The organism is Bartonella sp. OC68QHHN (assembly GCF_042193875.1).
GTDB classification, from domain to species: domain Bacteria; phylum Pseudomonadota; class Alphaproteobacteria; order Rhizobiales; family Rhizobiaceae; genus Bartonella; species Bartonella grahamii_A.
On the sequence record NZ_JBHIME010000078.1, the window covers coordinates 97,418 to 119,385 of the forward strand.

A 21,968-nucleotide genomic window follows, 5' to 3' on the forward strand; every position below is an offset into this window, starting at 1 on the left:
CCCTGATAAATAATCACGTAATAACCCACTAGAATGTGAAGATTTGTCTCATTATCTTATTTTGGTAAACTTCTTTATAATGTTCATCTATTGTAAAGAGTATAAGCCGATATTCAGGAGAAGCTAAACGCAATAAAAATATCCCGTAAAACCAACTAACAGCTATACAAATACACATAATAATGAATATAGCAATTAACATTCCCAGCAGCATGAGCCCATAAGTGTCTTCATCTCGTTCTCCCTACAAAGTTGGAGCTTTGTGAAAACCTATATCTCCGTTGCATAAAGCTATGAGGAATCCTAAACCAAGCGTTGCTAATACTAACTAACGCCCCTCCTTTTGCCATACAAATTGTGAAAAAAGAACAGGTACGAGTAAACAAAAGGAAAGGAAAAGCTATATAGACCAACACGCCGCATATACCAGTTCATTTTTTGGATATAAGCTGTGTTTTGTTTAAACTTGCTTCTTTATTATCGTGTTTGCTAACAGACACACTATCCACTTCTCTCGCCTATTTTTAGGTTAAAATCCTAAAGTTATCGTACACCTTATTCTGTATAGCTAAAAAATATAATAGAAATTTATTCATGATACGTTGTACCATAAAACTTCATCCTTTAACGTTATATAAAGCACCCTCCACTTAAAGAATAAAGCGTTTTCTGGGATAAAATGGCCAATAATGCTAAACTTTTTCCACCTATGTTTCGCTTCATAAACGCTTCATCTAAGTGGAAAGCATCACAACAAACATACCCACTATAATGATTGATGCCTAATCGCGTGAGAGGGCAGCAACAGGGTCAAGCCGTGAAGCTTGCCGCGCGGGTGAAAAGCCAAAACATATTCCAATGAGAGTTGAAAAAGTAAGAGACATAATGACCGATTCAATGGTATAAATAAGATGGATAGGTGCCTTAAACAGAAGAAACAAACCACCGATAGAAAATCCAAACAAGATTCCCAAACCACCACCAATCACACAAACCAAAACCGCTTCAATGAGAAATTGCTGCAAAATATCACTCTGACGCGCTCCAACTGCCATACGCACGCCGATTTCATTGATCCGCTCAGAAACCGTGACCAGCATAATATTCATCACCCCAATTCCACCCACAATCAATGAAATCGCTGCAATTGAAGAAATTAAAAGTGTTAAAATATGTGTACTCTCCATAATACGTTCACGGAAGAATTCGGAATTTCTAATGAAAAAATCTTCCCCGCCATGCCGCATAATGAGAAAACGTTTGATCATGGTCTCCGCTAAATGTGAATCGACATCATCAGCAATCCTAACAGTAATCGCACGAACTTCTGTTGTGCCAAGAAAACGCGTTTGCACTGTTGTATAGGGTAAATAAAGCTGTAATGTATTTGATGTGTTTCCACTTGCGTGATTTTGCGAATCAACAACACCAATAATACGTGCTGGAACATTACCTACATGCACCACTTTTCCAAGGGGGCTCTCATGGCTATGGGGAAAAAGAACAGACAATGCTTCTTTCTCGATCACGAGATCAACCGCTCGATCATGTACACTTTTTTGATCAAAAAACTGTCCCTTGAAAATTTTGAGCCCTTGTGTCTGAAAAAATTGTTCTCCTACCCCCACAATGACAGCATTGACTTCAACTGCACCAAAACGCACTTTCGAGTTTGCTGAAATCTGAGGTGTTACACCAGAAACATAAGATAACCCAGACAAGGCTTCTGCATCAGCCTCAACCAAACTGGTTATTTTCTCTGCTTGTGGATCAGAAAAACTTTTGCCAGGAAAAATTGTTAATGTATTAGCACCCAAACTTTTAAAGTTTTCCAGAATTTTTTCTCGTGTACCATTTCCCAAAGCCACCATAGCAATAATCGCCCCAATACCGATAATCACTCCAAGCATTGTTAAAAAAGTCCGCATGCGGTGTGCATTCATTGCCAACAAAGCCATGATAAACGCCTCACGAAACCGCTCGACAAAAGAACGAAAAAAACCCAATTTTTGTTGGCCTTTTAGATTTTGTTGTTCACGCAAAGATTGACCATCCGTTTTTGTTTTTGCCCCCGCAGTTCTTTTTTTTGCAACCTTTGACCGCTTATCGGCAATAATTTCCCCATCACTAATTTCGATGATACGCTCTGCTCTTTTAGCCACCTGCATATCATGGGTTACAATGATAATAGTGCGCCCTTCTTGATGCAGCTCATCCAAAATACGCAATACTTCTTGGCCACTTTGTTTATCCAATGCACCAGTTGGTTCATCTGCAAGAATAACCTCAGCATTATTCATGAGCGCACGAGCAATAGAAACACGTTGTTGCTGACCACCGGAAAGCTGATTTGGACGATGATTCACCCGATCACCCATGCCCAAGCGTGTTAAAAGATCCTGTGCACGCTTTTTCCTTGCTTCCACAGCACATCCTGCATAAATAGCCGGAATTTCAACATTACCAAGAGCTGTCAATTCATTCAACAAATGATAGCGTTGAAAAATAAAACCAAAATGATTACGCCGCAAAGCTGACAATTCATCAGCAGACAGGGAAGCCGTTTTTTTACCAGAGATCCAATAATTCCCCGAACTTGGGCGATCAAGGCACCCTAAGATATTCATCAAAGTGGATTTTCCTGAACCAGAAGCGCCCACAATCGCCACCATTTCACCGCGTTTAATAGTGAGATTGATGTCCTTCAAAACGGTAACAAACGTTTCGCCTGCGGGAAATTTACGCACAATATTTTCCAAGACGAAGACAGCATCTGCTTGCTCTGTTTTCATGGCTTAAATCTCTTCGTCATTATGCATATCGGAAGACTCTGGCATCACCCCATCAGACGAGCCAGTGATAACGACATCACCTTCATTAAGCCCTGAAACAATCTCTGCCATCACCTTGTTATTGAGCCCAACTGTCACCTGTTTAGTAACCACCTTGTCTCGCCCCTCCAAAACAGAAACCCACGCTTTACGCTCTTTTGTCTCATCCCGCAAAGCATCACTTGGAACCAACAAGACATTCTGAGCACGACCTAAAATAATATGAACTTGTGCAGTCATATAAGTACGCAGAAAATTGTCCTTATTATCAATATGCACAATCCCGTTATAATAGATAGCCGACGATACTAAAGAACTAGATCCCCCTACCATACTAGGATTAATACTTACATCACCACGAATCGATTCAGGAGCAGGTTCTATCCTTTCTAAGTTTCCTTCATAACGACGCTGTGAGTTGCCCAGAACCGTAAAATAAAGAGGTTGTCCAGTACGAACTTTAAGAACATCAGCTTCTGAAATTTGTGCTTTGACAGTCATCTTTGTCAAATCACCTAAAATAACAATTGTCGGCGCCGACTGAACTGCATTAACATTCTGCCCTTCTTCCACAATTGTTGCTAAAACAGTTCCCGCTGAAGGAGCAGTTATCCGCGTATAACTTAAATTAACCTCTGCACTATCCACATCAATTTGTGCTTGCACAATCTGCTGCTGAAGCTGAGCAATTTGCGCCTCGCGTATTTTCACTTGTGTCGCAGCATCATCTAGGTTAGCCCGTGAAATTGCGCGTGATTTGATCATTTCTTTCTGACGCTCTAAATTTTTCTGGGCAAGAGAAAGATAAGCTTCTTGCTCTACTAAACTAGCATAATAGTGAGCTAATGCTGCTTTTTTTCTTTTCAGATCATTTTCCTGATCCGTAGGATCAATTTCTGCCAAAAGATCCCCTTCTTTCACAACACTTCCAGGAAAAACACGCATTGACACCACACGCCCTGTCGCGCGCGCACCAACAGCAACCAATCGGTAAGGACGTACAAGACCGGAAGTTAAAACACTTTCCTCAATATCCCCACGCTTCACCACCGCTGTTACATAAGTTGGGCTAGATGTTCCAAAAAAAACAGAACGCAACCATAACAACAAAAGAAGAAGGAATATAGCAGTTAAAAAGAAGGAAAGTTTTTTGTGTTTTGTAATGAAATTTTTGAGTAAGCTTTTTTTCATTTCCCTACCTTTGCACGCGAATGAGGTGCACCATCAACGACTTCCGAACGTGATACATCAACAACGCCATCCCAGCCCCCTCCCAATGCTTTCATCAACGTAATATATTGCGTAACCAAAGAAACACGGCTATCTTTAAGCGCCATTTGTGCAGAATAATAGGAGCGATCAGCATTTAACAATTCAAGAAAACTGGTATTTCCATTCTCAAAAAGGCTCCGTGAAAGTTTTAAAGAATGGAAAAAAGCTTTATTCGCAACGATAAGCTTTTCGAGGCGTTGATGTTCTTTGGTTAATCTTACAAGCGCATTTTCTACATCTTCTAAAGCTTCCAAAACAGCAGCTCGATAAGTAATAAAAGCTTGATCTCGCTGTGCACGTGCAACCGCAATAGAAGCCTTAATCTGACCTCCATTAAAAAGAGGTAAACGGAGACCCGGTCCAAAAGACCACCCAATCGTTGAATTTTTCCATAATTGATCAATTGCCGTTGCTGCTGTCGAAATATTACCTGTTAAAGTAAGTGATGGATAGCGATCTGCTTCACGTTGACCAATCCGCGCTGTCGCTTGCGCATATTGACGCTCTGCCCGTCGTAAATCCGGACGTGTTAACAAAATATCGGCTGGTATTCCGGCTGGTAACGGCCAACGTGGTTGTGGAATCTTTGCATGCCTAGCACTCTTTTGTAAAAGATCCTTCAATGCCGTAGGCACACGACCGGTTAAGACAGAAAGCCGATGAATACTCATTGCCAAATTCGCTTCCATCTGTGATATATCTGCTTCTGTATTCGCCATTTGCGCTTCTGCATTTGAAACATCAAGCTCCGAAACATCACCAGCTGCCAATTTAGCACGCATCAATTCAAAAGTTTTACGCTGCGATGAAGCAATTTGCCGCACAATAAACAACTTTTGTTGCCAACCACGCATTTGCACATAATTTGTTGCCACATCTCCCAACAGTGTTACCATGGTAGCGCGCATATCTTCTATAACCGCTTCAACACCATAACGCGCTGCTTCAACCGCTCGCTTATGCCCACCAAAAAAATCAAGCTCCCAGCTCGCATCAAAACCACTACGATATTGGTTAAAAAACGCATCAGACTGCCCAGAACGACTACGGGTTCCTGAAATTGAATTGGATACATTTGGCAACAAAGTTCCCAGAACTTGTCCCAAACTCGCACGCGCCTCACGTACTCGTGCTTTGGCAACAGCAACATTATTATTTCCAGAAATCGCATAATCCATCAACGCATCTAAAACAGGGTCATTCAAACGCCGCCACCATCCGGCAAGCGCAACTGGCTGCCCAGACGTCTGTGCAGATTTTTGTCCCCAAACTTCTGGAACACGAAAAGATGTTTTCTGGTAATTAGGACCAACCATACATCCTGACAAAAGCAAACACAACAAGACACTAGAAAGTAATCCACGAGAAGCGCCCCATTTGAGATTTCTGATATACATCTACTCTCCCGCATTCTTTCAGAATCATTATTTAATATTAATACTTTATTTACCTCTTATTTCAAACTTGATGTGAAAAATCAAATACAGTTTGCACAGGAATATGATCTGAAGGACGTTTCCATCCGCGCGCATCACGAAAAATCGAAAGATCTACAACAAAAGGTGCTAAATCTTGAGAAGACCAAACATGATCAAGCCGCCGTCCACGGTTAGCGCGCTCCCAATCGCGTGCGCGATAACTCCACCATGTGTAAAGCTTGGTAGGAACAGGAATATGCAACCGCATCAGATCAACCCATCCACCTTGACAGCATAGAGCTTTTAAACGCTCAGTTTCAATGGGAGTATGGCTTACAACCTTCAACAATTGCTGATGAGACCAAACATCCTCTGCCAAAGGAGCAATATTCAAATCGCCCACCAAAAGAGAAGAAAGACCATCTCCTTGATCCGCACGTATGGAGGACATTTCTTCTAAAAAATCAAGCTTATGACGAAATTTTTCATTCACATCAGCATCAGGAATATCTCCCCCAGCAGGAACATAAAAATTATGAATCCGCAAGCTTCTCCCATGGGCTTCCACAATAACTGAGATATAACGGCAATCTTGGTTTTGGCAAAAGAAATGCTTTTCTACCTTTTTAAAAGGCAAACGAGAAACAATAGCCACCCCGTTATAAGATTTCTGTCCACTCAATGCGATATGCTTATAACCCGCTGCTTCAAAAGCCTCTACTGGGAATAAAGCATCTGGACATTTTGTTTCCTGTAGACACAAAACATCTGCGGAAAAGAGTTCCAAATATTGAAAAACCTGCGCAAGACGCAAACGAATAGAATTAATATTCCAAGTTGCAATACGAAAGAACATCCATTTCAATCCCAATGAAACAACACCGCACTATTTCTTCGAAGGAAGTGTAAACATTCCATTAGCGAACCGGACGTCTGTCCGCACATTCATAACCTGCACAGTAGTTTCCAAATTTTGTTGGTCAACAATTGTCCACTGGCGCAAAGCAGAGCCTTTAGAATCAAAAACCATCCTTATTTGCCCTGCCCCAATCGTTTTATCACGCAGAACAATCGTCACAGCCCCTGGATCTTCGCGAAATGCCAACAAGCGCCCAGAAGATACATCAATTTTATCATCTAACAGAAACTTCATTGGCGTTTGCGAAAGTTGTGAAAAATTCCAAGTATTCAAAGCCCGATTGTTAATACCCACAAATTGGCCATCTGCAATAATCTGTAAAGGCATTTTTTTGTAAATGAAACGAATTTTCCCTGGACGCTCTAAATAAAATGTCCCCTGAGACATTTTTCCCTTTGGACTAAACTGAATAAAATCACCTGTCATTGTTTTGATTGCCGCAAAGTGATTCACAACATTTTGCGCCTTTATCACTTTATTAGATGCTTGCGAAAAAACAGGAAAAGTTAAACACCAAAAGATAATAATTCCCACCAACCCAAAGACTCTTCTTTGCGGTAAAAAAGACGTTTTCATAAAAAATGCTCCCAAGCAATACTTCATTAACTTTATAATTCATAACTTAAGTGATCAACGCTGAATAAATACCCTTCTTTATAAGATAAAGATACTGTTTGAATAAGATAAAGATACTGTTTGAAAAAACTATCAAAAGATTTTTAAAAGTACTCTTCTTCTACAGTCCCCAAAACTCTCCGCTTCCCCATATCATTTGCTGAACTAATGATGCCTTCTTCTTCCATCCTTTCAATCAATGTTGCAGCACGGTTATAACCAATGCCTAAACGATGTTGAATATAAGAAGTGAAGCCTTACGATCACGAAGCACAATAGCAACAGCTTGACAATAGGGATCATCTGCTCAAGAAAAATCCTTCTTTATTTCTTGCGATCTCTTGCAGTATCGTTTCCAAATAATCAGTCTGCGTTTAAGTTTCCGAAATCATCCAAATTTCCTGCTTTTCTGCTGATTTTCTAAACGCATAATATATTATTTTCCACCTCTCATCTATGAAGCAACATAAATTATATTCAATACATAACGGATTAAGTACTAAACATATTGCTCGTGAACCTGAAAACTCTTTATAAGTAGCAAAAATTCTTTTTTGACTTCCTTCCAACCCAAAAGAATAAAAATTTTCACCTGAACCAGTCTGTAAACAGTTTGGAATTTAGCAGATTTCACTTGGCTTCCCACCCCATATGATTCATTTATATAAAGCTCGACAGATCAGAGCCTTGCCCTAAATACTCAGAGCGCACTTTAAAAGATACTTAAATATCAAGCCTTACATGCTTTTATACCCCTACACTCGCAATGACATTATTTATACCAAGATATTGATTTATAATAAATTATCTTTTTAACTTAAATCATAACGCCAAATACAGTAAGATTTTCTCATATTGAATCAACTCAAATCATTTGCTTGCACGTTACAAGCAAGATTGGTGTGTAGATAAAAGCTATGTAAAATAAAGAAGCCCCTTATAAAGAGTCTCAAGTGTCAAGGAGCCATGGCAAATTGAAAACTGGTGTATGAAAATGCAGACTTTCTACGATACAGTAAGATAAATACTTATTTTATAATATATGATAAAAAAATAACTATACAGATTTTTCAAAAGCGTTCTTCTTCGGCAGGCACTAAAATTTCTCGTTTCCCTGCGTGATTTGCTGGACTAATGATACCCTCTTCTTCCATCCTCTCAATCAATGTCGCAGCACGGTTATAACCAATGCCTAAACGGCGTTGAATATAAGAGGTCGAAGCTTTACGATCACGAAGCACAATAGCAACAGCTTGACTATAGGGATCATCTTCTGAAGGAGAAGCCAAAGAAACATCAGCACCATCCTCTTCCACTTCTTGCGTAATTGTTTCCAAATAATCAGGTCGTGCTTGCGCTTTGAGATGCGCAACAACCTGCTCCACTTCATCATCTGCAACAAAAGGCCCATGCACACGCTGAATACGTCCTCCTCCCATCATAAAGAGCATATCTCCTTGTCCTAATAATTGCTCGGCCCCCTGTTCACCTAAAATTGTTCGGCTATCGATTTTTGAACTCACAGAAAAAGAAATACGTGTAGGAAAATTGGCTTTGATCGTCCCAGTAATAACATCGACGGAAGGACGCTGTGTCGCCATAATTACATGGATACCGGCAGCACGAGCCATTTGTGCTAAACGTTGAACCGCGCCTTCAATATCTTTACCAGCAACCATCATCAAATCAGCCATTTCATCAATAATGACAACAATATAGGGCATCGGACTAAAATCAAGTGTTTCCGTTTCATAAAGAGGCTCACCAGTTTCATGATCAAAGCCCACTTGAATTGTACGCACCATTGTCTCTCCTTGACTTTCTGACTCCTTGAGACGTGCATTAAACCCATCAATATTACGAACGCCTAGTTTTGACATTTTACTATAGCGCTCTTCCATTTCACGAACAGCCCACTTTAAAGCAATCACGGCTTTTTTAGGATCTGTCACCACGGGTGTTAATAAATGAGGAATGCCATCATAAACCGAAAGCTCAAGCATTTTCGGGTCCACCATAATGAGACGACATTGTTCAGGTGTCATACGATAAAGCAATGATAAAATCATCGTATTGATAGCAACAGACTTTCCCGATCCTGTTGTACCAGCAACCAAAAGATGGGGCATTTTTGCTAAATCTGTAATAACGGCTTCCCCCCCGATTGTCTTACCCAAAGCAAGACCTAGCTTTGCTTTGCTGTCAATAAATTCTTGCGCCTGCAATATTTCTCGTAAATAAACCATCTCACGCTTTGCATTAGGCAATTCTATTCCAATAACATTACGTCCTGGAACCACCGCAACACGCGCCGAAATCGCACGCATCGAGCGTGCAATATCATCTGCCAAACCAATGATACGGGAAGACTTAATGCCAGCAGCGGGTTCAAATTCATACAAAGTTACCACCGGTCCAGGACAAGCATCTATAATTTTTCCTTTGACCCCAAAATCTAACAAAACCCCTTCAAGTTCCTGAGAATTTGCTCTTAAAACAGCAGGAGAAAGTTTTGCATCCCTAACAGACGGTGGTGGAACTGAAAGATAATCTACAAGAGGAAGAACAAAACCACCATTTGAAAAAGCTGTTAAAGACTTTCGATTTTTAACAGGAGAAACATAAGCTTTATTTTGATTTTCCTCACACTTTACTTTTCCACCCAAAAAAGTTGGCTCAATCCGATCAAATGGTTTTCCTTGCCCTTTACTCTGAAAACGCCTTTTGAAACAGAATAAATGAAAAAAACGCGCTTGTAAAAAATAAAAAAGATGCAAAAGAGCGCCACAAGTTGTCACAAAAAAACCATTATTTTCACGATCATCTTCTGCGGCATATTCCGTATTTTCTTCCAACTCAAAGACTGAATTAACGGTTTCGTCTTTTGGAATGCTTTTTTCTTTTCTTTTCTTTGTTCGACGCCGCCATATCACATTGCCAGCAAAAGCAGCAGTGAAAAAACCTAAAAGAATAAAAACAACACTGAAAAACACCGTGTAAAGAGGAGAAAGAAAAAGAGGAAAGACTGAAGAAGCAAAACTCAAAGCTTTATCTCCTAAAACCCCTCCCAATCCCGTTGGCAACGGCCAATAAGTAAAAGAAGCAACAGGTGACATAAGGGCAAAAGCAATTAAAAAACAAATCGTTGATAGAAACCATAAAAAAAAGCGAAAAGTCAAATTGTAGATATTCTTTTGCGCCAACAAGAGAAAAGACCAAAATAATGGCGGAAACAAAACAGCAAGACTTGCCAAGCCAAAAAACTGCATAATAAAATCTGAAAAAATTGCCCCCATCCACCCCATAAGGTTTGTAACCTCATTTGTACTTGCATGGGTTAAAGATGGGTCCGCAACATTCCACGTCGCCAAAGCAAACACACAAAAAATAATAAAGCCCAAAAGCCCAAGCCCAATAAATACCCCTATCTGACGTAAAAACATCTCAATAAGACGCGAACCTTGAGAATTTCGCACTTTTAATGAATCATGAGGAGAAGAACTTCGGTGCATCTATCAATTCCAAATACAAAACTTTCACATTTTTAAAGAGTTATAACTCCCTCTCTCTCTTAAAAAAGGATGAAGCTTAAACTCTGTGCCGATCTGTAAACAAATAGTCTGTAAACAATCCGACTTCTTATCTAGCGCGTTCTGCCTTCTAACCCTTCATATATCACCACCCTAAGAGACAATCCTTCATAAGGCGCACAAAAAGCTCTCCCTGAATATTTATCACACGATCAACCAAAAAACACCTCATGTGTAAAGTTTTACATGGGCCCTATAACACCTTCCTAAACAGATGATGTTTTTACGCTACATCATGATAACGGCAAAATATGAATACTGTTTTAACCATCACGAATGAACACAATTTTTATCATACTAACTAAATGTATCCCTTCTGGACAGGCATACTAAAGTAACTCATACAACTTAAAAAATACACGACCGTCTTTGTTTATTTTTAGTTTTCTTTTTTATCAACCAAGTGTAAAAAGAATTAAAGAGGATATTCAAAAAAGCGTATCCGATAAATCTGTAAAATGAATCGCATAAATGATTAAACAAAAGAACTCTGAAAAACTAATTTGTCATCAGATTGGCGCCAAAAAGAAGCCTCGTTTTTGTAAAGTAGAAGTTAAGATATTTTAGGCAATTTAAAAAGATATTCTTTTTAAAAGAAAGCAAAATATAAACAATGGAAGAAGTATTGTGTGTTCTAATCGCAATAAAGACGTACAACCCAATAAAAAAATTAAATCTCATAAAACTAAACAATGTGATCTGCTCATTGCAGGGGGAGCAGCTGTCGGTTTAACCCTAGCGATAGCACTCAAGCAAACAGCCCCTAATCTGAAAATAAAAATCGTTGATGCTGCTCCACAAGGAGATACTCCTGATTCTAACATACGAACCATTGCCCTTGCTGCTGCTTCTATTCGTATGTTAAAACAATTACAATGTTGGGAACCTATAAAACCTTATACACAACCCATTCATTCAATGATCATCACAGATACAAGCACAAGTGATCCTGTCAAACCCACTCTCTTAACCTTTGAAGGCGACATTAAGCCCGGTGAGCCCTTCGCTACTATGGTAGAGCATAGAGAACTCATCAACACTTTAAAAAAACGTATCAAAAATCTCAGTATCCCTATTATTGCAAACACGCGTGTCATTGATTTTCATCAAGAAGACCAACATACAACCGTCACTTTAAATAATGAAGAAGCTTGGCAAACAAAATTGCTTATTGCAGCCGACGGAGCCCATTCGAAATTACGCCAAAAAGCAGGTCTTAAAAACTTTTCTCATCCCTATAAACAAACAGCGATCATCTGCACAGTTGAACATGAAAAACCCCATAATGGTCAAGCAATTCAACATTTTTTACCTGCCGGTCCTTTTGCTCTTCTCCCTCTTAAAGGCAACCGATCCGCCATTGTGTGGAATGAAGATCATAAAACTGCGCAATATTATCTCAAAGCTGATACACTTATTTTTGAAACAGAACTCGAGAGACGCATTGGCCATCGATTAGGCAAACTCTCTTGGAATGGCGAACGTCAAGCTTTTCCTTTGAGTCTTTCTTTAACACGTCAATGCATTAAACCACGTTTTGCTCTCGTTGGCGACGCCGCCCACACCATTCACCCCATTGCAGGACAAGGACTCAATTTAGGATTACGCGATAGCGCTGCCCTTGCTGAAGTGATTATTGAAACAGCACGACTAGGTCTTGACATTGGCTCTCTCACTGCTTTAGAGCGCTATCAAAGCTGGAGACGTTTTGAAATTGTTCGTATGGCTTTAAGCAATGATTGGCTTAATAAACTCTTTTCTAATGATAGCCTTCTTTTACGGATGCTCCGCGATACCGGCCTTGGAATCGTTAATCAAGCGCCAAAAATAAAAAAATATCTCATTCAAGAAGCTGCCGGACTCACTCCAAATGCCCCACGTCTTCTACACGGCTCCCCACTTTAAACAAAAATTCATACTATTTCACTTTGTTACAACCTTTGCCTCCCTCCTTCAAAGAACAAAAAATTCCTATCTCATCTAATCTGTTTATAAACCGGATTCCTGTAGAGTAATTTTCTCTTGACTGCCTCCTCCCATATTTCACTTAACATAAGACTCGACAAGCAAGCTACATTCTAAGAATATTCACCACGCTCTGAAAAAAACATTTAATGTCTCAAAGAGGTTGCCTTATATCACCACACCTTGCGACAAAACAAAATAAACAAGACTTTTTTAGCACACAACACTTTTATTTATAATAATAAATTCATTGTTCTCATATTGAATGAGAAATCTAAAGATCATAAAATACCCTTATTTCAAATCTCTCTCATGTTGAAGCAATCAAAATCATTCGCTTGCACATCACAAGCGAGAGTGTCGTATAAATAAAAACAATTAAACAAAGCAATAAAAAGCCTTACCCTCTCAAGTACTAAGGGCTTTAGCACCATTGGAGGCGAATAAAGTGTATAATGGCGCCAGCTTACACTTTTTATTGAAGTAAAATGGTGGTGTACAATGGATTTTATATGATCATAGGGACTTTTACGTTATACTATTCACGAGAAGCGCCATAAAATAAGCTTAGTTGCATTGAAAAATTTTCCCTTTAAAAAAGGCGCGCTAAATTAGCAACACTAATGTATTCCATTTTGGGCATTCTGTTTCTCAGAAAAAACCTTTAACTTATTGTGGAATACCACACGATTTTAGAAAAAAATATTCTGATATATAACAAAGTGCTCCGTACTCTATACCATCACACACAATTGTAAACTTACATACCACCCCCTATTTCACACCATAAAAAAAGATAAACCACAATAGAAATGACTCAATCCTTTTATTTCCAAATACGCTCTTTATTCATTATTCATAAATGCTCATAAATGAATTTTAATCACAAACGCTCATAAATATGTCATAAATTCTATAAAACCCATAACAGCCATAGAAATTTTTCATTTCCTACACAATAACTCATCTTAACTAAACGAACGATAAATAAAGTAAATGCCTCATATATAATCCTACAGAAAAAAGACCAAACAAAATCTATAACATCAGGATTGTTCTACAGAACAGTATTTCAAAAATATAAGTATGATAATTTATTAACATATTAAATTATAAAATTATCATTTTACATATTGAGTGAAAATCACTATGCAATAAATTATTCTCATCTCAACCATTTTGGTAAAGAATCAATAAAACTATAAAAAGAGGTGAATTATCCCTTTCTCTCAAATGCCAAAAGCAATTACAATATTTTAATCTTGCATCATCATTATGCTTGCCAGATTATAACAATAAGACCTTTTGCATTTAAATACATTTGTTCATGCTCCCTATCATTTTATTTGACCACTCAATACTTTAATATATTCGTTCAGTATGCTTATACAATCAAAATACCCAAAAGAGCATACTTCTTGCATTTACATTCCTTGGTATTCCCTTATCTTGTAAAGATCGCACATGTGTTATGTTACTTCAAGTTCATCAAGTGTATACCCATTCTCCAACCACTCTTTAATCCACTTAGGTCTACGTCCACGCCCATTCCATAATTCCCATTGGTTATTGGGATTTCTATAATGGCGCTCTTTGCTCACAAGATCAGCGATATCAATTCCATGGGCATTAGCAATTTCAAGAATTTTTCGTCGCGCATTTTGTTTTTCCTTTGCTTGCCGTTTTTTTAATTCTACATCGATTTGTGTACGCATCTCTTGTAGTTCATCAAAATTCATATTTTTGAGTTCATTCACCTTAATTACTCCCCTTGCAAAAAAGAATTTTTTCTTGCCATATTTTAAACACAATTATAGACAATTTCTGTCTATTTATTATCGAAATTAAATTTACGATACATATATCGCTTTGACGGAGATGTGCTTTGAACCACAAAGAACTGTTTATTGGTATACCAATTACCATCACTGCATCTTTTTTCAGTTCAATCGCTGGAACGACTAAATGCAGTGCTAAAACACCATCACACCTCTCTGACTCTCATGAATCAGTAGTCAAAAGTAAATATAAATCGTCACTCTATAAATTATGGCAATACGTAACAAAGAACAAGCCCTCTCTGTATAATGATGGTATAGTTCATTATAACAATAAAACCTTCCCTCACACACAACGGCTTTTTGCTTCGTATAAATTTTTTTTGAAAAGATTTTTGCAACTAAAAAATTATATAAAACAAGCAACTTCAATACAGTATCAAAGATTATTATTTTTTAAAAGCAGCGCCTTTTCTCGTGATTCCAATAATATTGGTTGGCGTAATGTGCTCTATTTTATTCCACACTTTTATCTTGTTGGTTGGATATTCGCATATATTAGAAATATTCTTAGAAGAGAACAAAGCGATAATCACAAGGAATATTCTAAGCTAAACAATCTCGTTCTGCAAATTTATAAAATCAAAATACAACGAGAAAAAGCACCACAAAGAATTAGCATTTGTATTAATAAAATTCTTCATAATAAGGTGTATTGCTAATGATTGTTCCAGATTTCACGTTTTTTGCTCCTGCACACATATCCAATACGCCCCCCATAACATTTTCAGTTATCGCCGAACAGGAAGCGCGGGATAATATCTATGGAACAGATGATAAAGATAATTTGTTCTATCAATCAACTCAGCTTAAGGAAACAATCGCAACAGCTGTACAAAGTGAACATAATTTTAACATAATTTTAGGGCAATTTGATGTTGTAAATATGAAGTTGTTTTCTCTTTTTAATGCATTTGATTTTTGCAGAAATCTTACAGCTGTACAAAACGCTTTAACTTACTGCTATGAACAAACAACATCAAAATGCATCTTTGAAAAAGCGACTTTGCAATCTGTGCTGAATTTTTACAACACAGGAAACTCAAACCACACCTCTATACAGAAAGTTACTTCATATATTGGGGTAAAAGCTGCTGTACGAGGAAATGAAGATTTGCAGGAGCCTGTAAGGCTTAAAAAAGAAGAACCAGAACAGACAACTAAAGTAGATTTTCTTCCTCTCTCTTCAAAAGGAGAGGAAGACGCATTTACACATAAAGAAAGTAGCACCCGCGATGCTTTTTCAGTTGAAGATTCTTCTTCGTCGAGAGGGTCGCTAAAGTGACGACTGATATTTTCACGAAACTCTAGAATTTTGATAGGATATTATAATGAAAGGTAGATAAGAAAATGTTAAAGCTCTAATTAGTAAGATTGAACAAAATCTCTTCTAATTGAGGGCAAAGATAATGAAAATGATAGAACAAAACAGCGTTGATATAGCATTTAGTCAAAAAGCAGCACGTGAGATTACAGTCGTGATGCTTTCAGAAAGAGAATGGTATTTTACGTTTATTTCCGATGATCCAATCACCGGAAAGCCAAATAAATATACATTACTTACACAAAGAGGAAAACTAAGAACTTGGGCTGATCCAAAATATCTTTTTAAGTTTCTTCATGAAAGAGGGGTCATTTGTGGGAGTTTTAATCTTAAGGATAAAGAACATGAAACAATTAAATATTCTTCACACAACAGCTCGTAATAAAATTGCTGCATTTTCTGCAGCTTTAACTGTGTTTTTTATGGGTAATTCTGTTCATGCACAAGCCCAAGTACAAACTTTACAAAATGCGAAGACAGCTCTAACAGATTTACAGACAGATTTAAAAGCGATTATCCCTATTGCTGCTGCCGTGATACTTTTGTGCTTAGCAATTGGTTACGCAGGGCGCTATATCGGAAAGGATACATTTGTACGATGGGCAATCGGTGTTGTCATCGCAGGTTCTGCAACACAACTTGTTACTCTGCTATTTAAGCCGTAATAGCGTTAATTATAAATTATAAATACAATACGTTTATTTGTATAAAATATTATCTAGATTTTAATAAGAGTGAAATATGCAAAAATTAACTAGTATTCAATCGAAAAGTAACAACAAAATCATTGGAATTTCTGCAGCTATGACTGCGTTCTTTTTGAACAATTCTGTTTATGCCCAAGCTACCGTTTTAACAAATGCATCGAAAGCTCTAACAGATTTACAGACAGATTTAAAAGTGATTATCCCTATCGCTGCTGCCGTTATACTGTTGTGCTTAGCAATTGGTTATGCAGGACGCTACATCGGAAAAGAAACATTTGTACGGTGGGCAATCGGTGTTGTCATCGCAGGTTCTGCAACCCAACTTGTTACTCTGCTGTTTAAGTCATAATGGCGTTAATTATGAATTAAAAATACAATATGTTTATTCGTATAAAAATGTTATCTAGAATTTTAATAAGAGTGAAATATGCAAAAATTAATTAGTATTCAATCGAAAGGTGACAAAAAAAACGCCGCAATTTCTGCTGCTATAACTGCATTATTCATGGATAGTTCTGCTTACGCCGCCAGCGCGAAGGTTTTAACAAATGCAGAGAACGCTTTAGAAGGTTTACAGACAGACTTAAAAGTGATTATCCCTATCGCTGCTGCCGTTATACTGTTGTGCTTAGCAATTGGTTATGCAGGACGCTACATCGGAAAAGATACATTTGTACGATGGGCAATCGGCGTTGTCATCGCAGGTTCTGCAGCCCAACTTGTTTCACTGCTATTTAAAACAACGTAATAATGGCATTCATTATAAATACAATATGTTTATTCTTTACGAATATTATTTGGAATTTTAATTAAGAGTAGAACATGCAAAAATTAATTAATCTCAAATCGAAAAGTAACAACAAAATCATTGCAATTTCTGCAGCTATGACTGCGTTCTTTTTAAACAATTCTGCTTATGCCGCCAAAGCGAGTGTTTTAAAAAATGCAGAGAGCGCTTTAGAAGGTTTACAGACTGACTTGAAAGCGATTATCCCTATCGCTGCTGCCGTTATACTGTTGTGCTTAGCAATTGGTTATGCAGGACGCTACATCGGAAAAGAAACATTTGTACGGTGGGCAATCGGTGTCGTCATCGCAGGTTCTGCAACCCAACTTGTTACTCTGCTATTTATAACAGCGTAATAATGGCATTAATTACAAATAATACAACACGATACGTTTATACTATAGACAATCGGTATTATTATCGTGCCATCTACAACCAAACTTACTGCAATATCATTGAAAGGTAATCCATGAATCAGTATAATACGTAATGTTTTTAATATCCATCGATTATAGGTGTGTACCAGTAATAATGTAGCCATACTGAAAAAAGGAATATTATTTATAGCAACTTTAATTAAAAGGGGATAAAGGATATGAAACAATCAAATACGTTTCAAGCGAAGACGTGCAACAGGATTAATGTTATTATTATCACTTCAATGATGTTATTAATAACGCAATCTGCATATGCTCAAACGGAAACAGAGAACTTGGATGCCTTCATAGGAATGCAATATGGATTAAGTATACTTATTCCTATCGTCGCCATCATTATTCTTTTATTACTTTTGCTTATTTATATATTTCGCATCATCGCAAAAGCTACATTTATACGATGGGCCTTCAGCGTCATTATTGCTGGTGCAGCCTTTTATATTAGCCACATATTATTTCACCTCCACTGACAAGAGCACTCCATGAAATCGCAAGAACAAAAAGAATTCCCCCTATTCAAAGGAGCAACACGTGTTCCAACTATATGGGGTGTCCCCATGATGCCATTTATCGTTATGGTTATGGGGGTCGCTGTTATTGCTATGACAGTAAGTATCTTTTTGTGGATTATAGCGCCTCCATTATGGTTCATTATGGTGCAAATTACTAAAAACGATGATAAGGCGTTTCGTATCTGGTGGTTATGGATCGATACTAAATTTCGCAATCGCAACAAAGGTTTTTGGGGCGCATCAAGTTATAGTCCCTCTGATTATAGTAAAAGGAGATAAACATGACAGCTGTTGAAAGCAGCAAACGCCTTGCATCAGAGACACCTGTAAGCCTGTTTCTGCCTTATTCACATCACATTACAGATACGATTATTTCTACTAAAAATGCGGAATATTTGTCAATTTGGAAAATTGACGGGCGTTCACATCAAAGCGCTTCAGAAGAAGATATTTTTCAATGGACAAAAGAGCTTAATAATACTTTACGAGGTATTGCATCAGCTAATTTATCATTTTGGACGCATATTGTGCGCCGCCGTGTTTATGAATATCCTGATTCAACATTTGATCAAATGTTTTGCTATCAACTTGATGAAAAATATCGGCAAAGCTTTACTGGTTATAATTTGATGGTCAATGATTTATATTTGACTGTCATTTTTCAACCGATAGCGGATAAAATTATGTCGTTCTTTTCTCAACATGAACGTGAAACGCTTGATCAAAAAAAGATGCGACAAGATTCATGTATCAAAGAACTCAATGACATCAATCGTACTTTAGGCCAATCTTTAAACCGTTACGGTGCAGAACTTCTTGGTGCTTATGAAAAAAATGGCCATGCTTATTCTTCTGCACTTGAGTTCCTTGGAATGCTTGTTAATGGTGAATATCGCCCCATGCCAATTTGCCAAGACCGTTTTTCTGACTATATGTCCATTAATCGACCTTTTTTCTCAAAATGGGGCGCTCTTGGTGAACTGCGAACAACCAGTGGAATGCGTCGATTTGGAATGCTGGAAATTAAAGAATATGATGCAACAACCAAACCAGGACAATTAAATGTTTTGTTGAAAAGTGACTTCGAATTCATATTGACGCAGAGCTTTTCGGTGCTCTCCCGACATGCTGCTAAAGACTATTTACAACGGCATCAGCGTAACCTTATTGATGCACGAGATGTGGCAACGAGCCAAATTGAACAAATTGACGAAGCACTAAACCAGCTTATCAGTGGGCATTTTGTCATGGGAGAACATCACTGCACATTGACTATCTATGGTGATACAATTCAACAAGTTCGCGACCATATGGCCAAAGCAAGTGCAGCATTACTAGACGTTGCGGTACTGCCCAAACCTGTAGACTTAGCGATAGAGGCTGGCTATTGGGCACAACTTCCTGGCAATTGGAAATGGAGACCACGTCCTGCTCCGATTACATCATTGAACTTTTTATCATTTTCATCTTTTCATAATTTTATGTCAGGAAAACCGACTGGAAACCCATGGGGACCAGCCGTCACAATTCTTAAAACAACCAGTAAAACACCGCTTTATTTCAATTTTCATGCCTCCAAACTTGAAGAGGACTCGACAGATAAACGTTTACTTGGTAATACCGCACTTATCGGACAATCTGGTTCCGGTAAAACCGTGTTACTGGGCTTTTTGTTAGCACAAGCACAAAAATTTAAGCCGACAACTGTTGTTTTTGATAAAGATCGTGGCATGGAAGTTGCCATTCGAGCGATGGGTGGAAAATATTTAACATTCAAGCCAGGCAGGAGAAGTGGTTTCAACCCTTTCCAACTCCCACCCACACAAGAAAATCTTATTTTTCTGAAACAATTTGTTAAAAAATTGGCAGAATCTGGTGGTGAGGTCACGCATCACGACGAAGAAGAAATTAACAAAGCGGTTATGTCTGTTATGAGCAGTAACATTGACCAATCACTCCGTCGTTTGTCCTTTCTGGTACAATTTTTACCAAATCCACGTTTAAGTGATTATAATGCTCACCCATCTGTTCATGCTCGCTTACTAAAATGGTGTGAAGGTGGTGATTATGGATGGTTATTTGATAATCCCCATGATGCTCTTGATCTCTCAACACATCAAATTTACGGCTTTGATATCACGGAATTTTTAGATAATTTTGAAACTCGTACCCCAGTGATGATGTACTTGCTTTACCGCACAGAGGGCATGATTAGCGGACAGCGATTTATGTATATCTTTGATGAGTTTTGGAAGCCTTTGCAAGATCCGTACTTTGAAGATTTAGCGAAAAATAAACAAAAGACTATCCGTAAACAAAATGGTATTTTTGTTTACGCAACACAAGAGCCTAGCGATGCCTTGGAAAGTAATATTGCCAAAACACTTATTCAACAGTGTGCGACTTACATTTTTCTAGCCAATCCCAAAGCAAACTATGAAGATTATACAAAAGGCTTTAAACTAACAGATACCGAATTTGAACTCGTTAAAGGACTTGGTGAGTTTAGTCGCCAATTCCTCATTAAGCAGGGTGATCAATCTGCGCTTGCAGAATTGAATCTTGGTAAATTCCATCTGACAAGCGGTGAAAAAACCATCGAACACGACTTTAGTGATGAGCTCTTGGTTTTATCAGGTACACCTGATAACGCAGAATTAGCCGAAAGCATTATCGCGGAAGTTGGTGATGATCCGGCAATATGGTTACCAATTTTCTTACATCACGCAAAAAATGACAGGAGGGAAACATGAAAAAAAAAGTCATTTCAATAGTAGTTGTAATAACTTTAGCGATTTCAAACCCAGCAATGGCTCAGTTTTTTGGCGCTGGAGCAGCGGATTTGTCATCATTAGTTCCAATGATATGGGACAATTTTTCTGGAAAGCCATCTTCACGTGAACCAACGCCTAAAAACCCTCCACAACAAAAGAAAGTGCTACCTGTAAACCCACTTCTCGATACACTAAAAAAACAACTTGAGGAAGCAAAAAAGATACGCGAGTCTATAACGGGAAGCCAAAAATTCGACACTAAAAAACTTAAAAATGCACAAACAGATTACAGCAGTTTTTTTCTCAAAAATCCAGAAACACTCTACAATAGAAATAAAGCTTCTGCTCTATCTGCATCACTTAAAAATATTTTAAGGGAAGAACAAATTCCTATCTCTATCAATGAATCTAGCAGTTTTATCAACAAGCGTATCCAATATACAGCCATCACTGATAAGGCCGTAAGTTTAAAGACTTTTGAAGAAGCAAACAATCGTTTTCAGCAAATTGAAGAACTATTAAACGAAATTAAAACAACGAAAGATCTAAAAAGTATTGCTGAGTTACAAGCACATATAATTGGAATGCTCGCTATGCTACAAAATGAAACAGCAAAACTACAAATGGTCACACATTTACGCAATGCTGAATATACACTTATTAAACAGCAGAAGGACAAACATAACATAAAAATTTTGAATAATAAAAACACGAACATGCCTACCATAAGATTTATTAGATAAGGCTTTTTATAACAATATTTCGTGTATTATTTTTTCTGTATGCTCGTAAAAAGCGAAAGTTAATGCATAATATTCAGCTCTCTCTCATAGACTGAAAAGGTCTACGAAATTTAATTCTATCCTAAAAAACTCAACGAAAAGTGCTTAGCAATCATATAAAAAGTTGAAGATTCGTTAAAGAGGAATTCCATGAACTTTACAGTGTTCACGCAACTTTTCAATAAAATTGATCAGAT

At 37.8% G+C, this 21,968-nt stretch carries 19 protein-coding genes and 1 pseudogene; 12 read left to right on the forward strand and 8 right to left on the reverse strand.

The genetic code is table 11. The annotated features are described in order from the left end of the window. Positions 1–782: 782 nt before the first annotated feature. The 7 genes and pseudogenes from ACFIJ0_RS08720 to ACFIJ0_RS08750 all read right to left on the reverse strand — a co-directional run bounded on the left by ACFIJ0_RS08720 (position 783) and on the right by ACFIJ0_RS08750 (position 10,567). Entirely contained in the window at positions 783–2,792 is a 2,010-nt protein-coding gene (locus ACFIJ0_RS08720) for a MacB family efflux pump subunit (RefSeq protein WP_375636926.1), read from the reverse strand. A gap of 3 nt (positions 2,793–2,795) precedes the next feature. Further along, positions 2,796–4,022, reverse strand: coding sequence for an efflux RND transporter periplasmic adaptor subunit (locus tag ACFIJ0_RS08725; protein ID WP_375624388.1), 1,227 nt, complete (start codon positions 4,020–4,022; stop codon positions 2,796–2,798). Further along, entirely contained in the window at positions 4,019–5,500 is a 1,482-nt protein-coding gene (locus ACFIJ0_RS08730; RefSeq protein ID WP_375624390.1) for an efflux transporter outer membrane subunit, read from the reverse strand. The genes ACFIJ0_RS08725 and ACFIJ0_RS08730 overlap by 4 nt, the downstream gene beginning before the upstream one ends. A gap of 61 nt (positions 5,501–5,561) precedes the next feature. After that, positions 5,562–6,377, reverse strand: a complete 816-nt coding sequence (locus ACFIJ0_RS08735; RefSeq protein WP_375624392.1) for an exodeoxyribonuclease III — start codon at positions 6,375–6,377, stop codon at positions 5,562–5,564. A gap of 30 nt (positions 6,378–6,407) precedes the next feature. After that, the gene (locus ACFIJ0_RS08740) at positions 6,408–7,016 is read right to left on the reverse strand and encodes an outer membrane lipoprotein carrier protein LolA (RefSeq protein ID WP_375624394.1); all 609 of its coding nucleotides are present in this window, start codon (positions 7,014–7,016) and stop codon (positions 6,408–6,410) included. Between the two features lie 143 nt (positions 7,017–7,159). After that, positions 7,160–7,420: pseudogene (locus tag ACFIJ0_RS08745) on the reverse strand (DNA translocase FtsK); the annotation flags it as partial. Positions 7,421–8,125: 705 nt separating this feature from the next. Further along, positions 8,126–10,567 (reverse strand): DNA translocase FtsK 4TM domain-containing protein, encoded by a 2,442-nt coding sequence (locus ACFIJ0_RS08750; RefSeq protein WP_375624396.1) that lies wholly within the window; start codon positions 10,565–10,567, stop codon positions 8,126–8,128. Positions 10,568–11,272: 705 nt separating this feature from the next. Between ACFIJ0_RS08750 and ACFIJ0_RS08755 the strand changes: the two genes are divergently transcribed. Further along, positions 11,273–12,550: a ubiquinone biosynthesis hydroxylase gene (locus ACFIJ0_RS08755; RefSeq protein ID WP_375624398.1), complete on the forward strand. Its 1,278-nt coding sequence runs from the start codon at positions 11,273–11,275 to the stop codon at positions 12,548–12,550. Between the two features lie 1,529 nt (positions 12,551–14,079). Here ACFIJ0_RS08755 and ACFIJ0_RS08760 read toward each other — a convergent pair. Beyond that, entirely contained in the window at positions 14,080–14,367 is a 288-nt protein-coding gene (locus ACFIJ0_RS08760) for an H-NS family nucleoid-associated regulatory protein (protein WP_375624400.1), read from the reverse strand. Positions 14,368–14,495: 128 nt separating this feature from the next. Between ACFIJ0_RS08760 and ACFIJ0_RS08765 the strand changes: the two genes are divergently transcribed. The 11 genes from ACFIJ0_RS08765 to ACFIJ0_RS08815 all read left to right on the forward strand — a co-directional run bounded on the left by ACFIJ0_RS08765 (position 14,496) and on the right by ACFIJ0_RS08815 (position 21,732). Continuing rightward, the gene (locus ACFIJ0_RS08765; protein WP_375624402.1) at positions 14,496–15,110 is read left to right on the forward strand and encodes a hypothetical protein; all 615 of its coding nucleotides are present in this window, start codon (positions 14,496–14,498) and stop codon (positions 15,108–15,110) included. Continuing rightward, positions 15,110–15,733: a TrwN protein gene (locus ACFIJ0_RS08770; RefSeq protein WP_375624404.1), complete on the forward strand. Its 624-nt coding sequence runs from the start codon at positions 15,110–15,112 to the stop codon at positions 15,731–15,733. Before ACFIJ0_RS08765 ends, ACFIJ0_RS08770 begins: the two co-directional genes overlap by 1 nt. A 124-nt stretch (positions 15,734–15,857) precedes the next feature. Then, positions 15,858–16,154, forward strand: coding sequence for a KorA family transcriptional regulator (gene korA, locus ACFIJ0_RS08775; protein WP_375624406.1), 297 nt, complete (start codon positions 15,858–15,860; stop codon positions 16,152–16,154). After that, positions 16,117–16,437, forward strand: coding sequence for a VirB2 family type IV secretion system major pilin TrwL (trwL, locus tag ACFIJ0_RS08780; protein ID WP_375624408.1), 321 nt, complete (start codon positions 16,117–16,119; stop codon positions 16,435–16,437). Before korA ends, trwL (ACFIJ0_RS08780) begins: the two co-directional genes overlap by 38 nt. A gap of 76 nt (positions 16,438–16,513) precedes the next feature. Next, complete coding sequence (gene trwL, locus ACFIJ0_RS08785) at positions 16,514–16,828, forward strand: VirB2 family type IV secretion system major pilin TrwL (protein WP_375624410.1); 315 nt, start codon at positions 16,514–16,516, stop codon at positions 16,826–16,828. Positions 16,829–16,906: 78 nt separating this feature from the next. Beyond that, entirely contained in the window at positions 16,907–17,227 is a 321-nt protein-coding gene (trwL, locus tag ACFIJ0_RS08790) for a VirB2 family type IV secretion system major pilin TrwL (RefSeq protein ID WP_375624412.1), read from the forward strand. Positions 17,228–17,301: 74 nt separating this feature from the next. Further along, on the forward strand, positions 17,302–17,622 hold the full coding sequence (gene trwL, locus ACFIJ0_RS08795) for a VirB2 family type IV secretion system major pilin TrwL (RefSeq protein WP_375624413.1): 321 nt from the start codon (positions 17,302–17,304) through the stop codon (positions 17,620–17,622). Positions 17,623–17,861: 239 nt separating this feature from the next. Continuing rightward, a complete protein-coding gene (locus ACFIJ0_RS08800; protein WP_375624414.1) occupies positions 17,862–18,173 on the forward strand; it encodes a conjugal transfer protein in 312 nt (103 codons plus the stop codon). Positions 18,174–18,185: 12 nt separating this feature from the next. Beyond that, complete coding sequence (locus ACFIJ0_RS08805; RefSeq protein WP_015857019.1) at positions 18,186–18,494, forward strand: type IV secretion system protein VirB3; 309 nt, start codon at positions 18,186–18,188, stop codon at positions 18,492–18,494. Positions 18,495–18,496: 2 nt separating this feature from the next. Then, positions 18,497–20,968: a VirB4 family type IV secretion/conjugal transfer ATPase gene (locus ACFIJ0_RS08810; RefSeq protein WP_375624416.1), complete on the forward strand. Its 2,472-nt coding sequence runs from the start codon at positions 18,497–18,499 to the stop codon at positions 20,966–20,968. Then, positions 20,965–21,732 (forward strand): type IV secretion system protein, encoded by a 768-nt coding sequence (locus ACFIJ0_RS08815; protein ID WP_375624418.1) that lies wholly within the window; start codon positions 20,965–20,967, stop codon positions 21,730–21,732. Before ACFIJ0_RS08810 ends, ACFIJ0_RS08815 begins: the two co-directional genes overlap by 4 nt. Positions 21,733–21,968 lie beyond the last annotated feature (236 nt).